The following is a 14,188-nucleotide window of genomic DNA, read 5'->3' on the forward strand; positions in this document are numbered from 1 at the left end:
CGGGTCTGTTTGCGTTTGCCGGCGTACTCCGCATCGGCGAAGGACAGTTGCTTCATGCAAGGGGGGCTCCAGAGGGACTGGCGGCTATTTCACCAGATCGGGAAGTGTTTTTCAGACCTTCCCTAAAATTATGGTTAATGTTTTTGTACTTCATCTGCGCAATTCAATCGTTGCAAATGTGCTTTGCCGTCACGCTGATCCCGGTCAATTTCGGCAGGTGGCAAAGCCCTGAAAAGGCAATATTGACGCCGTTTATTTGGCGATTGGCGGTCGTTACTCAGGGAAGATGATGGCAATGGCTGCCGCCCGATTCCGGGCCGGCAGGCTGCTAGCCCAGTGAGTCGTTGCCGTGCGCGGCGTCAAGTTCTCAGGCGCTCCTCGTCATCTTTGGCGATCCTGCCACCGCCCTGGCGCTTGGCGGCGTACATGTGCTGGTCGGCGCAGCTGATGAACTGCAGCGGATCGAGCCAGGTCTGCGGGCCGTTCTGGGCAATGCCGATGCTCAGGCTGGGGCTGGTTGCCAGGCTGTCCTTGGCCAGGCGTGCGAGCAGGCGCTCGGCAAACAGCTGGGCACCTTGCGCGTCGGTTCCCGGCAGTAGTACGCAGAACTCGTCGCCGCCGTAGCGGCAGCAGGTGTCGTAGGTTCGGCACTCGGCGAGCAGGGCAGCGGCGATGCTGCGCAGCACCTCGTCGCCGGCCAGGTGGCCGGTCTGGTCGTTGATCTGCTTGAAGTTGTCGACATCGAAATACAGCAGGGCAAGCGGGGTGGCAGTGCGCTGTGCACGCGCCAGTTCGCCGCTGAGGGTTTCCATGAAGAAGCGCTGGTTGTACAGGTTGGTCAGCGGATCCTGGCGCGACAATTGCTCCAGCTCGCGGGTGCGTTCGGCCACCTGCTGTTCCAGCGACAGCGCGTACTGCACTGCCTTGTCCTTGGCCGACTCGATCTCCGACAGCAGGCTGCGGATATAGGTGTCGAAGACCAGCTCGTTGTCGAAGTAGAGCAGCTTGTCCAGCGCCTGGAGGGTCTCTTCCCGGTACGGCTTGTTGGCCAGATGTTCGCCGAGGATATCCATCAGCAGGCTTTTCAGGATGCGCATGGCCGACAGGTAGTATTTGGGCGCCACGCCGATGCGTTTGTGCACCAGGCCGATCCGCAGGCGATTGTTTACATACTCTTCGCCGTAGTTACCAGAGAACAGATCGATGACGTAGCGGGTCATGGCCGAGCGCAGGCGGGCCAAGGTATCGGCGTCGCCGATGATCACGGCAATCTCGTTGATGGCGGTCTGCTTGTGGTAGAAGGTTTTGACCAGTGCCTCGGCCTTGTCGAGGATATGCCCGCTACAGGCCGCCAACAGTTCCCCGTCCTGCTTGGTGAAACCAAGCAGCTCCTTGCGGCGGGCGATCTCCAGGTCGTGTATCTGCATCTGCTCGGCCAGGCTTTTCTGGGTCGGGTTCATATGCTTGCCTCTGTTGCGGCAGGGATCTGCGAATCCCTGCCGGGTAGTACGTTCTGCTACCGGCGCCGCTGCAGCAGCTTGTGCCGCGTACTGGCGTAGAGCCGGGTTGATCTCAGGCGAGCGGTTCGGCCAAACACTGTCCGCTCGGATGTCCGGCGCCGCCCGCCTGCAACTGGGTGTAGTGAGCGGCATGGAAGCGCGCCAGGGCTTCGGCGCGCATCGGCTTGCCGAACAGGAAGCCCTGCACCTGGTTGATGCCGATGGCATCCAGGTAGTCCTGCTGGCGCTGGGTCTCGACGCCCTCGGCGATGGTGGTCAGGCCCATGCTCTGCGCCATCACGGTGACGGCGCGGACGATTGCGCGGTCGCTGGGCGACTCGACGATGTCCTTGATGAAGGTGCGATCGATCTTGATGGCGTCCAGCGGGAAGCGCAGCAGATACTCCAGCGACGAGTAGCCGACGCCGAAGTCGTCGATGGCAATCTGGTAACCGCGCTCGCGCCATTGGCGCAGCAGCTCGACGGTGCCCTGGGGGTCCTGCATGGCGATGCTCTCGGTGATCTCCAGTTTGAGGTCCGCGGGACGGATGCCGGCCTGGGCCACGGCGTCGCCGAGGATCTCCGACAGTGCGCTGTCCTGAAACTGGCGTGGCGAGATGTTGACGCTCATCTGCAGGTGAATGCCGGCGTCCTGCCAGCGGCGCAACTGCTGGCAGGCGCTGCGCAGGATCCATTCGCCCAGGGCATTGATCAGCCCCAGTTCCTCCATGATCGGGATGAAACGCGGCGGCGCCACCAGGCCGATTTCCGGGTGCTCCCAGCGGATCAGCGCCTCGACGCCGACGATGCGGTTGTCGCTGAGGCGGATCTGCGGCTGGTAGACCAGATGGAACTGCTGGAAGTGATCGTCCAGCGCCGCACGCAGGGCGAATTCCAGCTTCAGCTCAACCGCCTTGTTGGCGCTGACCGGCTTGGCGATGGCCAGTGGCTTGGCCTGCAGGCGCGCGGACTGGCGGGCATCCTGGGCGGCCTGCACCAGCTCCTCGGCGCTGCCGGCATGCTCGGGGAACAGGGCGATGCCGGCGGTCATCGACACGAACAGCTGCTCGTCGCCGATGCTGATTGGCTGTGCGGCTCGGGCGAGCACGGCCTCGGTCTTGGCGTGCACCCGCATGAGGTCGTTGTGGTGGACGAACACGGCGAATTCGTCGCTGTCCAGACGGGCGATGTTGGTGTCCAGCGGTAGCACCTGACGCAGGCTGCTGGCAATGCGGCCGAGCAGCTGGTCGCCGGCTTGCATGCCGAGGGCATCGTTGATCCGCCCCAGGCGGTTGATGTCGAAGAGGATCATCGCCACGCCGTTGCCGTTCTGGCGGGCGCGCTCGATGGCCGACTCCAGCAGGCGCAGGAACAGCTTGCGGTTGGGCAGGCCGGTGAGGGTGTCGTGTAGCGCCATGTGCTGGACCATCTGCTCGGTCTCGCGCACCTGGGTCAGCTCCTGGAAAGCGCCCTCGAACAGTTCGGCGCGGCCCTGGGCCGGGTGGTGCGCAGCAACCAGATGCAGCACGCATACCGCGTCATCCGGGGCCAGCAGGCGGATCTCCTGGTCGAGCCGGCTGCGGTCGCTGCGCGCCACGTCCATGGCCAGGGCCAGGCGCTTGCGGTCATCGGGATGGACCTGCTCGAGCAGCGCGGGCAGGCTGTCGACCTGCTCGCTGCGCACCCCGGTCAGCTCGGCCAGGTCTGCCGACCACTCGAGCTGACCGCTGTCGGCCTGCCAGGCCCAGAAGCCCATGCGGGCGATCTTCTGCGCGTACTCCTGGCGCAGCCGGGTGGTCACCAGTTCGCGGCTGGTGCGTCGGGCGCGCAGCGCGTAGCGCACCCGGGCCACCAGCAGTGGCCAGTTGATCGGCTTGGTGATGAAGTCGGTGGCGCCGGCCTCGAAGGCCTTCTCCACGTCGCTATCGGAATCCGAGGCGGTGAGCATGATCACCGGGGTGCCGGGGATCGGCTCGCAGCCGCGCAGCGTGCTGCAGGTGGTGAAGCCGTCGAGGCGCGGCATCATCACGTCCATCAGCACCAGGTCGGGCTGCTCGCGCGCAAAGACTTCCAGACCCTCCTGACCGTCGCCGGCCTCCAGCAGGCGATAGCCGTGGCGGGCGAGGACGGAGCGGATCAGCAGCCGGGTGGCGAGGTCGTCCTCGATGATCAGGATGGATTCCGCAGCGCTCATGGCGTTCTCATGGTTCCTTGCTAGGGCTGGAATGGGGATTGCCCGGCGGCTCAGGCCGGCAGCCGATAACGCTCGCGCAGGGCCTGCAGGGTGGCGGTCGCCAGCGTCGCAGCGCGGGCACCGAGTTCGGCGGCGGGCGTCTGCTCCGCGCGCGCCTGTCGCTCGATGTCGCGGGCCAGGCACGACAGGGCCAGTGCGCCGACGTTGCCGGCACAACCCTTGAGGCTGTGGGCGCAGCGGTGGATCTCGGCAGGGTCGTCACCCTTGAGGGCGGCCTGCAGGTGGCTGATCTGCGTCGGCAGGCTGCTACAGAGCACCGCGACCACTTCCTGCAGGTCGTCGCCGAGGGCCGCTTCCAAGGTACTCAGGGTGTGCAGGTCGAGCAGCAGAGCGTCGTCTTCCATGGGGCGGGTTCCTCGTAGTTCTGTGGCGTGGCGGCGGCCGGGCGGTCTGCGAGCCGCGCGGCGCTGGCGTCATCCGGCTGCGGCGCAGAGGCATCGGGTAGCGTGGCCGTCAGACATAGCAGAGCCGTCAGGGTCAGGATGACGCCGGCGCTGCGCCAGGGTGTCGATCTGGCGGGACGGTGACGGAGTGGGCTCATCAAGGTCGGCTGCTGTGTGGATCAGGCGCGAAAGTGTGATGTGGTTATCAAAATATCGGCTGCCGGGCGGAAAGCTTGAGGCGTGTCGCGCAACAGAGGCCAGCGCCGCTACTTCGCTGCCTGGGGTCTGTCTCCCTCTGCCAAGAGGCAGGGAGGAAGTGCCAATAGCGCTGTACGCAAGGCGCAGCTTGGCGATCTGACGGCAGGTTGTGTGAGCCGCATCAGGGACGGGGGTGTGATTCATGTCAATCCGGCCAGGGTGGCAAAGCGTGGAATAGTCCATGCGGAGATCGACTATTCCGCGCTTGGAGGCACTCTGCCAGCGGTAACAATGGGCTCAGGGCTTGCCGGCTCTCCCAGGCGTACCGGCAAGCCTGCGCCCTGCCATCCCATCCCCCGCCGGGATGGCAGGACGCCTTGCTTGGACTGGCGCAGAGGCAGACGATGTACACCGCACAAGGCAAGATCAGACAGCGCGACCTGCTCGAGGAACACCTGCCTCTGGTGCGCCGCCAGGCCTTGAGCCTGCAGGTGCGTCTGCCGGCCAGTGTCGAGCTGGACGACCTGATCCAGGCCGGAATGATCGGCCTGCTGGATGCGCTGAATCGCTACGACGCCAGCCATGGCGCTAGTTTCGCCACCTTTGCCAGTCAGCGCATCCGCGGCGCCATGCTCGACGAGCTGCGCAGCCGTGATTGGGTGCCGCGCAGCGTGCGGCGCAACACGCGCGCGCTGGACGAGGCGGTCCGCCGCCTCGAGCAGCGTCTCGGCCGCCCGGCGGAGGAGCGCGAGATTGCCGCTGCCCTGGGGGTCGATCTCGAGGAATACCGCCACCTGCTGATGGATGCCAACGGCAGCCAGTTGGTGGCGCTCGACGAGCTGCCCGAGGATGAAGGCGAAACCCTGTGCGGTGAGCCCCATGCAACGCCGCTGGCCGAATTGCTTGAAGGCCGCCGCCGCGCCGATCTGGTCAAGGCCATCGACCGGTTGCCCGAACGCGAAAAGCTGTTGCTTGGGCTCTACTACCAGGAAGACCTCAACCTCAAGGAAATCGGCGCGGTGCTGGGGGTCAGCGAGTCGCGGGTCTGCCAGCTGCACAGCCAGGCGGTGGCTCGCCTGCGGGCGGCCCTGGCGGACTGAGCGGGCAGGAGTCCGGACACCCCGTAGCACTGAAATACTCGTCATTCCCGCGCGGGCGGGAATCCATAGGCCCCGTTCCACCCGGGCTCCCACCTGCGCGGGAGTGACGGTCAGTGGTTTTCCAGCGTTGCCTTATGCGGAGCAAACGAGGTTGCGTCCCTCTTTCTTGGCTCGATAGAGGGCCTTGTCTGCCCGATCAATCAGCCCGGCCAGCGTCTCGTCGTAGTCTTGCAGTTGGGCCACACCAATCGATAGCGTGATCTGCCCAACCAGCGGCTGGTGCTTCTGCGCCACGCGCATGCGAATGCGTTCTGCCTGCTTCTGCGCCGCGGGCAGATCGCAGTAAGGCAGCACGATCAGGAATTCCTCGCCACCCCAGCGCGCCACGCTGTCTGTGCTGCGCACACTGGCGCGCAGCAGGCGTGCGACATCCTTCAAGACCACATCGCCGGTCGGATGCCCCCAAGTGTCGTTGATGGCCTTGAAATGATCGACGTCGGCCAGCAGCACGCAAAAGTGCGTATCCCCTTCGCAGGCCGAGCGGTAGGCTTTTTCAAGCTGCAACTCGCCGGAGCGCCGGTTCAGCAGGCCGGTCAGGCCATCCACCGTGGCTTGCTTGCGCAACTCCTTCTCGGCCAGTATGCGTTTGCTGAGGTCCTTGATGATGCTGACGAAGTGGGTCATCACGCCCTTGCCGTCATACACGGGGGTGATGGTTTCCTCGCAATGAATCAGCTGCCCATTCTTGTGCCGATTGACGACGGTGGCGCGAAACGTCTGCCCAGCCTTGAGGCTGCACCACAGGCGCTGGTAGAAAGCCTCATTCTGTACGCCAGACTTCAGGATGTTGGGCATGCTTCCCAGGACCTCGCTGTTGTTGAAGCCCGTCACCAGTTCGAAGCCGTGGTTGGCAAACTCGATCTTGCCATCCACATCGGTGATGAAGATCGCGTCCTGCGCCGCATTGAGCGCGTTGGCCAGCAATTGATTCGTGTGCCGCGCCGCCACCAGCTCGCTAACGTCCTGTTGCACCGATACGAAATGGGTGATTTCGCCGCGCTCGTCGCGCATGGGCGATATGTTCCATTCGACGATGTACGGTGTGCCGTCCTTGCGGTAGTTGACGGTCGAGCCTTGGAAATAGCGCCCGGCCTGCAGGCACTCACGCAGCTCACGGAGTACATCGGGGCTGGTCAGGGGGCCTTGCAGCAGGCGCGGGGTCTGGCCGATCAGTTCTTGCGCACTGTAGCCGGTCATCCTGCAAAACGCCGGATTGGCATAGAGAATCCGGTGGCCATGCGCGCCCTGCTGCGCATCGGTCACCAACACCGAGTTGAATGATTGCTCAAGTGCCTGCCGGAACATGGCCGGCAGAATTTCCGGCGCGAGATCGGGCCGCGCGCCCGCTTCTGCAGTGGCAGGCTCCTTTGCGATCACCGCACCCTCGCTCTTTGCTCGGGGCAAGAGACTGTCCGACTTGTTCATTTTTTAAAATTATCGCTAGAAGTCATGTGCTGAGTTGAGGTGTGGTGTTGACCGCAAGATGCCGTTTCCTGTCCTGCCGACAGGATTGGGCGCGCAGTGCGCGACCTCACCCGGTCGGCTGAAACTGTGAACTGCTCCGCAAAGTATCGGCAGGACCCAGCCGAACTTGAGCGGGTGTTGTGCCCCAACACGGGGCGGCGAAATGCGCCCGATCTCTAAAGTCTTCTTCCGGATCAGCCGATATGACGGGGTTATGCTGCGTTGCGCCGTTGACCAGAGAGGCTTGGATGGAACAGCAAATCGATGCACCGACCCGGATCGACCACCCCGGCGAGTGCCTTTCCCTGCTCGAAGGGCTCTGTCAGCCTGGCGGCGCCTCGCTGCTGTTTTCGGCGCAGCCGGGGCAACCGCATCCGGTGTTGCTCATGGACGTGGAGCATGGCGAGCGGCTGGTGATCGATATCACCGCGGTGCCGGAACTGGCCGGCCGTATTGTGCGCAACGACCCCTTTTATCTCTGCGGCCAGGTGGATGGCGCCATGCTGCGCACGCCCAGCCTGACGGTCATCGAGCGCCTCGATGTGCCGCAGCGGGTGCAGTTCAGCTGCGCCTACCCACAGTGGCTTGACCTGCTGCACCGTCGAGGTTCCTACCGTGCCGAACTGCGCAGCGACATGCTGGTGCAGGTCGAGCTGCACCCGGAAGGCACCGAGCAGCCGCTGCTCGGGCGGCTGGCGAATCTTTCCCTCGGCGGTTGCCTGGTCGAGCTGCCGGCCAGCCAGGCGGTGCGCATCGACGGCCCGCAGCAGCTCGAATTGCTGGTGCTGAACTTCCCGGGTGGGCAGCGGTTGGCCATGGGCGCCAGGGTCTGCCACATCCGCAGCGAGCCGGACTGGCAGAGCCTGCGTTTCGGCTGCCAGTTCGTTGGCGTCAGCGCCGATCAGGAGCGGCGCCTGTGGCTCTACGTGCGGGAAATCGAGCGGGAAAAGGCGCGCACCAGTCATGACAGCTCGCGCGTGCTGCAGCCCTCGGCCCTGTTCGCCCAGCGCACGCCGCCGGTGCAGCCCCCGCCGATTGCCCGTACTTCGTTGCCGGGCGGCAGCATCGTCCGGCGCCTGGGCCGGGTGGCCGCCTACCTGGATACCCAGCTGATCAAGCTGCGCCTGGGTGGCGCCATCGACTCCAAGCAGTTGTCGCAGCACAGCGACCTGCTGCTCAGCCTGCTGGCCGAGGACCGCGACGCGCTGCTGTTCGCGGTGCAGAATCATCCGGGCGAGCCACAACTGGTGCAGCATGGCATTGCCTTGGGCGTGCGCCTGGCCGACCTGGCGCAGGCGCGCGGGCTGCCCAGGCAGGCGGTCAAGGCGATTGTCGCCAGCGCCTTGGTCCACGACCTCGGCAAGGTCCTGCTGCCGACCGAACTGCATCGTGCCAGTCACCTGGATGCCGGCCAGCGCCAAGCGTTCGGCGCCCATGTCGGCCTGCTGCGCGAGCGTCTGGAAGGTTGCAAGTGGCTGGCTGCACCGGTGATAGATGCAGTGATCGGCTCGATCAACGAGCGACTCGACGGCAGCGGCTATCCACGGGCCGTGCCGGCCGACGGCATTGGCGAGCTGGCGCGCATGGCGGCGGTGGTGGACGTGGTCGATGCCATGGGTCGACCGCGCGCCGACCGCCCGGCCCAGTCGATCGACACCATCTACCGCCACCTGCTGGGCAGCGCCAGTCAGTTCGATGCGCAGTGGAGCCAGCACTACATCCGCCACTTCGGGCTGATTCCGGTCGGCAGCCTGGTGCGCTTCTCCAGCGGCCAGCTGGCCTGGGTGCGGCGGCTGGATCGCGAGGGGCGCATCACCGCCGTGCAGCTGACCAGCAGCGCCGTGGTCAACCCGCAGGATGCCGGCGCGCTGCTCAGCGATGGCGAACTGGCCGGCCTCGGGCGAGTCGAGTCCGTGGTGGTGCCGGGAGCCGAGTAGCGTGACGGCGCACTGGCTGGCCGACACGCTGGTTCAATTGGTGCTGGGCATCATGGGGCTGGGGATGCTGGCCGGCATGCTCGACTGCCTGCACCATGCGCGCCGCTACAAGCGGAGTCCGGATCGAGTGCGGGCAGCGCCAACGCGGCGGGGCGAGTGAGCGGCTGGTGGGGCTGTGCTCGCCCGCGGAGGGACAGGGGCGGCTCCTGCGGATGCGGCTCGCCGCCTTGGCCTGCTGGCGCTACTGGCGCAGCAGCTTGAGCAGCTCGCTCTCGGCCTTCCACAGCTTGTCGTAGAGGCTGGCAGCGGCCTTGCTGGCGGCCGGCGGCACCTCGCTGGTGATCTTGAAGCGGTGTTCGCGGGTCAGGCCGATGGCCTCACCGAGCAGCGCCATCACCTCCAGCGGCAGCACCGCGCCATGGCGGGCCAGGTACTCGCCCAGCGCCGTGTCGATCTTGGCGAAATCGTAGGCGATCTCGTTGCACGCCGCATCCCACGCCATGCCGGGGAAGTGGAAGGTCGGCAGGAACTGGCGCAGCAGGGCGACCAGCGCCGAGGTGGCTTCGAATTCCTTGTCGAACAGCAGTTCGTTCTTCTTCAGGCGCAGCTCATGGCCGCGATCGTGCTGGCGCAGCATACGCGCCGCCCAACTGCGGCCAACCCAGCCGGCGAGCAGCAGGGTCAGCAGGCCGCTGGCAAGCAGGGCGGCGAACAGGACGACGGCGATTTCCGTGGTGGCGCGGAGTTCCATGACAAGGCTCGAAGCAGGGGAATGGGGTCGATGCGCGTCGGCGAAGGCCTGCTGCGCCAGAAGGTTATCGTCAGAAGGGTGGCGGAACTTTAGGGTGCCAAGGCCGGTGGACAGGCTAAGCGGGCGCAAAATGGAGGCTGCCCCATCTTGGGCAATCGCGGTTTTAGACGAGACTGAGGCGGAGCTGTATCGGCTGCCGCTGCGGATTGGGTGGCACCGGCCTTACCCTGGAAACGCGTCTCATGGCGCTGGCTTCAGGCCGAGGTGTCTATCAGCAGGCTGGTCGTTTGCGTCAGGCTGCGAGCTATGCGCAACACCTCTTCGCTGGGGATCTGACGAATCAGTTCGCCGGTTTCACTGTCGACAACTCGGGTGATCAGGCGATTGTCGATGTCGCTGACTTCGAACTCAATGCCGAATCTCTGAAGTCCGGCATTGAGCTTCTGCAGGTTCTCGGTCAGCGACTCTGCGCTCAGTTCGGCAGGTTTAGTCGAGAGCGGTGCACCCGAATGGGCGCCGCTCATCACGTTGGTGGGCTCCGTCGTGGCAGGAGCAGCGCTCACTCTCTCCATCGGTTGCGCAGCATGCTCCCCGGGGAAGAAGGCGGTGACATTCAGGTTCGTTATGGTCATGGCGTCTCCATTCCGGGCTGCTCCATGCACGTTTATATAGGTCTGATCTTTATTATCGTCAGATGGCGCCGGAACTTTAGCGGAGGATGCCGAAGTCTAACTGGGACTTCAGCACTGAACTCGTGGTCTGGTTGGCGAACCCCGGCTGAATCAGTCAGGGCCTACCAAGTTTTTGCGACTTTGGGATTCAACGCGCAACCGGGTAACCGCTCACCGTCAGATCCGTACGGCAGGGCGCGCGACGTAGTCGCCAACACTCACTTGATAAAGTGAACTGCGGCCAACGCTCGCATCTCATCCGCGCTGCGCGGACTCTTGCTGGCGACGGCCCATATATCGAAACTCTCTGGGCGAGTGATGCTGATGACGGTCGCGAAGCCAGCAGCCTGCAGAGAGCTCACTAGGACCTTCTCAGTGAAGCCGCAACGGTGCGCCATGTAAGTGTTTCCCATAGCTATCTCAGGACGATGGCCGTACAGGATGTCGATAGGCGCAATTGGCCCCGCCGCCGACTGATAGGCCGGCTCTATCAGTTTATCTTCCGCAACCAGCGCACATACCGACTTCAGGTCGGGGCAGGTAATCACTGCGAAGCCATCGGCCTTCAGCACCCGGATGAACTCTTGCAGCGCAAGCGGTACTTCATGGGGGAACAGGTGCTCGATATTGTGGCTGGAGAAAATGGCATCTACCGACGCGTCTGCTACCCGCGACATATCGGTCATGGTGCCTACGATGTCCGGCTGCACCTCTTCGTTGATGTCCAGGCGCAGCTCGATCCAGTCGTCAGAGTTGAAGCCGCGAGTCGTGGATGCCTTGCGCTGAGGGCCGCAGCCAACATGCAGAAAGCGCTTGGCGTCGGATTGCACGGGCGCCGTAACCGCGATGGTCGAGGTTGCCGCCGCTGCGGTCTGTTCCCCGGTACGGCTACTTTTCTTGGCTGACATATCTTTCTCCGGTTCATAACTGGCAATTTGGCAAAACATGGTTTCGATCTTGCGCACTTGCTCGGCGGTGGAAAACAGCTCGCTGTTCTCTCGTGCGGCACTTAGACGACTCTTGATATCAGCCAGCCGTGCCGGTTGGGTGGCCAGAGCTACGGCAAGGTTTTCATAGTCTTCAAAGTTTTCGACGACCAGCTCCTCCAGCCCCGTGTTGTGCAGCAGGCTGCCCGCCATGCGGGACGCGAAGGTGCGCCCTGAGCGCGTCAGCACCGGCAGGCCCATCCACAATGCGTCATTGACCGTGGTGCCGCCGTTGAAGGGGAAGCAGTCGAGGAACAGGTCGGCGATGCGATAGCGCGCCAGGTAGTCCGGCGGCAGCGCGCGCGGTGCGAACACCAGGCGCTCGGCGGCGATGTCGTTCTGGGCGCAGAAGGCCAGCAGGTTGGGCTGCACTGATTCGTTATCGGCCAGCAGCCACAGCATGCTGTTGGGGGTGCGGCGCAGGATGTTCAGCCAGACAGTGAACAGCTCCGGGGTGTACTTGTGGTTGTTGTTGAAGGCGCAGAAGACGAAGGCGTCTTCGGGCAGGCCGCAGGAGGCACGGGTCGGCGTCGGCCCGACCGGGCGCTGACGGTCGCAGACTTGGAACACCTCGGGCAGGTATAGCGGCTGCTCGCTGAAATGGGTCAGCGCTGACTCGGGCAGCACATAGCGGTCGGATAGTGTGTAGTCGATGAACGGCATGCCGCTGGTACCGGGGAAGCCGAGATAGGCTACCTGTATCGGCGCTGGGCGGCGGGCCAGGATATTGATGCGGGCGCCGGCAGTCAGCCCCTGCAGGTCCACCAGGATATCAATCTCGGCATCGCGGATGCACTGGGCCGCCTGTGCATCAGAGAGATGACCTATCGGCACATGGATATCCAGCGCAGCGAGGACGCGTTGGCGCAAGGCCGATCCATCGTCCTGGCTCCAGCAGAAGCCATAGATTTCGAAATGCTCGCGGTCATGCAGCTCCAGCATCTCTACGGTCAGCATGGATACCGCATGCAGCTTGAAGTCGGACGACAGATAACCGATGCGCAGCTTGCAGTGACCATAGCCTGTGGGATTGGCCAGCGGCAGCAGATCAGGTTCGACCTTTTCTTTAACATAGCGCTGCGCTGCTTTTAGTTGCAGTTCTGGATCGTCGCTCAAGTCCAGCATGGATAATGCTGAGGCATATCCCAGCATCTTTTCCGGTGTCAGGCCCGGTAGTTCGGACAGTACGGGCCAGTTGCACTGCTTTTGACGCAGGTGCAACCAGTGATGAATGACATTCGGTTGATCAGGCTTGAGCAAGAGGCTGCGGGTAAACTCGGCCTCGGCTTCGCTATAGCGTTTGAGATCTTCCAGCAGGCGGCCACGCCCATTGAGCGCCAAAATGAGAAGGTCGAGCTTCTCACCACTTACAGTGTCGGGCAATGCCAAAAGGTTTTCCCAGCTGGCCAGTGCCTCCACGAAACGCTGTTGTTTTTCCAGCGTGGTGCCCAGATTGAACGCGGCCTGTAGAAAGTCCGGTTGGTGATTAAGTGCGGAACGATAGCTCCGCTCTGCGGCGGGCAACTCATTAGTCTCCGCCTGCAATACGCCTAGGTTGAAATAGACAGCATGGGCCAGCGGCGAGTCGCCATGCTCGGTCAGCCACTGCTGGTAGGCGCGTTTGGCTCCGGCGGCGTCGCCTGCGGCGTACAGGCGTGCCGTTTGCTCGAAGAGAATGGCTATCGACGATTGGATCTGTTTCAGCACGTTTTTCATTACGACATTATCCCGGGGTATCCAGGCCGGTCGGTAAAAAAACACCGAGCCTAGGCTCGGTGTCATGAAAAGTAGCGTGATATCCGGCAGCAGAACCACCTGCCGAATATCACTAGGCATTGCCGTCAGGCATAAGAACTGCCAGGAACGATGCTGTCAAGCCAGGTTCCGAGACTGGTGGTTACACCGGTAAGTTCGATGAGAGTACCGGTTGCAGTACCGTCACTGGTTACCTGTGCAGCACTCAGGCTCGCGACCTGGGGCTGATCAAGCACATTCAGCTGGGCTGCTGTCATCGCATCCAACTGCGCGAAGGTGAGACCATCCAGCTGAGCTGTCGTCAGGCCATCGATAGCGGTAGTGGACAATGCAGCTACCGTTGCTGTCGTGAGCAGGCTCAACTGTGCAGAGGTGAGTGCGCTTACTTGAGTGTCGCTCAGAGCAACTTTCAATGTCCCCGCCTGAGTTGCGTCATTCAATAGTGCACTTACATCCGATCCCAGTGCCGCAATATCGGTAGCCGAGAGCCAGCTGATTTGACCAGTTGTCAACGCGTCGATCTGGCTAGTCGTCAATGAACCAAATTGCGCATCGGTCAACGCATCTACCTGGGTTTTAGTGAACTTGACTAGATCGGCTGCTTCGATCGCAGCGACCTGGCTCGTGCTCAATGCAGCTACTTGTGCGCTGCTGAGCCCGGTGACATTGGCGGTGCTCAGCGCGGCGATCTGCGCGGTGCTGAGCTGGGCCAGGTCGGCAGTCTCGATGGCGCCGACCTGGGCCGAGGTCAGTGCGTCCATCTGCGCGGTGGTGAGACCGGCGACGTTGGCGGTGCTCAGCGCCTTGATCTGCGCGGTGGTCATCTTGGCCAGGTCGACAGTCTCGATGGCCGCCACCTGGGTGCTGGTGAGGGCGCCCAGCTGGGTGCTGGTGAGACCGGTGACGTTGGCGGTGGTGAGGCCGGCGATCAGGGCGGTGCTGAGATCGGCGGCGGTGATGCCCGCGATCTGGGCGGCACCGAGCTTGGCCAGATCGGCGGCCTCGATGGCGGCCAGTTGAGCGGTGCTCAGGGCATCCATCTGCGCGCTGGTGAGGCCGACGATGTTGGCGGTGCTCAGCGCGGCGATCTGCGCGGTGCTGAGCTGGGCCAGGTCGGCGGTCTCGATGGC

Annotated in this window: 13 protein-coding genes and 1 pseudogene; 4 read left to right on the plus strand and 10 right to left on the minus strand. The window is 63.6% G+C overall.

Annotation, left to right across the window (positions count from 1 at the left end):
• Positions 1-290 (plus strand): hypothetical protein (locus tag KRX52_RS19630; RefSeq protein WP_217683420.1); only part of this gene is annotated, 290 nt, incomplete at its 5' end.
• Between the two features lie 69 nt (positions 291-359).
• On the opposite strand, the gene KRX52_RS19635 is transcribed toward KRX52_RS19630, so the two are convergent.
• From KRX52_RS19635 to KRX52_RS21115, 4 genes are all read right to left on the minus strand, one after another.
• Positions 360-1,460, minus strand: coding sequence for a GGDEF domain-containing protein (locus tag KRX52_RS19635; protein ID WP_217683421.1), 1,101 nt, complete (start codon positions 1,458-1,460; stop codon positions 360-362).
• Positions 1,461-1,572: 112 nt separating this feature from the next.
• A complete protein-coding gene (locus tag KRX52_RS19640; RefSeq protein WP_217683422.1) occupies positions 1,573-3,693 on the minus strand; it encodes a two-component system response regulator in 2,121 nt (706 codons plus the stop codon).
• A 50-nt stretch (positions 3,694-3,743) separates the two neighbouring features.
• Entirely contained in the window at positions 3,744-4,097 is a 354-nt protein-coding gene (locus tag KRX52_RS19645) for an Hpt domain-containing protein (protein WP_217683423.1), read from the minus strand.
• Between the two features lie 442 nt (positions 4,098-4,539).
• Positions 4,540-4,746 (minus strand): chitin-binding domain-containing protein, encoded by a 207-nt coding sequence (locus KRX52_RS21115; RefSeq protein WP_217683424.1) that lies wholly within the window; start codon positions 4,744-4,746, stop codon positions 4,540-4,542.
• On the opposite strand from KRX52_RS21115, the gene KRX52_RS19655 reads away from it, so the two are divergent.
• Positions 4,739-5,434, plus strand: coding sequence for an RNA polymerase sigma factor FliA (locus tag KRX52_RS19655; protein WP_217683425.1), 696 nt, complete (start codon positions 4,739-4,741; stop codon positions 5,432-5,434). The genes KRX52_RS21115 and KRX52_RS19655 overlap by 8 nt on opposite strands.
• Positions 5,435-5,566: 132 nt before the next feature.
• On the opposite strand, the gene KRX52_RS19660 is transcribed toward KRX52_RS19655, so the two are convergent.
• A complete protein-coding gene (locus KRX52_RS19660; protein WP_254797705.1) occupies positions 5,567-6,919 on the minus strand; it encodes a sensor domain-containing diguanylate cyclase in 1,353 nt (450 codons plus the stop codon).
• Positions 6,920-7,206: 287 nt separating this feature from the next.
• Between KRX52_RS19660 and KRX52_RS19665 the strand changes: the two genes are divergently transcribed.
• Together KRX52_RS19665 and KRX52_RS19670 are read left to right on the plus strand one after the other, a co-directional pair.
• Positions 7,207-8,895, plus strand: a complete 1,689-nt coding sequence (locus KRX52_RS19665) for a PilZ domain-containing protein (RefSeq protein ID WP_217683426.1) — start codon at positions 7,207-7,209, stop codon at positions 8,893-8,895.
• Position 8,896: 1 nt separating this feature from the next.
• The gene (locus KRX52_RS19670) at positions 8,897-9,055 is read left to right on the plus strand and encodes a hypothetical protein (RefSeq protein ID WP_217683427.1); all 159 of its coding nucleotides are present in this window, start codon (positions 8,897-8,899) and stop codon (positions 9,053-9,055) included.
• An 81-nt stretch (positions 9,056-9,136) separates the two neighbouring features.
• Here the strand turns inward: KRX52_RS19670 and KRX52_RS19675 are convergent, their stop codons facing one another.
• From KRX52_RS19675 to KRX52_RS21170, 5 genes and pseudogenes are all read right to left on the minus strand, one after another.
• Entirely contained in the window at positions 9,137-9,646 is a 510-nt protein-coding gene (locus KRX52_RS19675; RefSeq protein ID WP_217683428.1) for a hypothetical protein, read from the minus strand.
• A gap of 254 nt (positions 9,647-9,900) precedes the next feature.
• Positions 9,901-10,278 (minus strand): flagellar protein FlaG, encoded by a 378-nt coding sequence (locus KRX52_RS19680; RefSeq protein ID WP_254797706.1) that lies wholly within the window; start codon positions 10,276-10,278, stop codon positions 9,901-9,903.
• A 257-nt stretch (positions 10,279-10,535) separates the two neighbouring features.
• Positions 10,536-13,019, minus strand: a complete 2,484-nt coding sequence (locus KRX52_RS19685; protein ID WP_217683429.1) for an O-linked N-acetylglucosamine transferase family protein — start codon at positions 13,017-13,019, stop codon at positions 10,536-10,538.
• A 125-nt stretch (positions 13,020-13,144) separates the two neighbouring features.
• Positions 13,145-14,098, minus strand: a complete 954-nt coding sequence (locus KRX52_RS19690; protein WP_217683430.1) for a hypothetical protein — start codon at positions 14,096-14,098, stop codon at positions 13,145-13,147.
• Between the two features lie 33 nt (positions 14,099-14,131).
• Positions 14,132-14,185, minus strand: a pseudogene (locus KRX52_RS21170) (hypothetical protein); the annotation flags it as partial.
• Positions 14,186-14,188: the final 3 nt, after the last annotated feature.

The sequence above is a fragment of the Geopseudomonas aromaticivorans genome (genome assembly GCF_019097855.1).
Taxonomy (GTDB): Bacteria; Pseudomonadota; Gammaproteobacteria; order Pseudomonadales; family Pseudomonadaceae; genus Geopseudomonas; species Geopseudomonas aromaticivorans.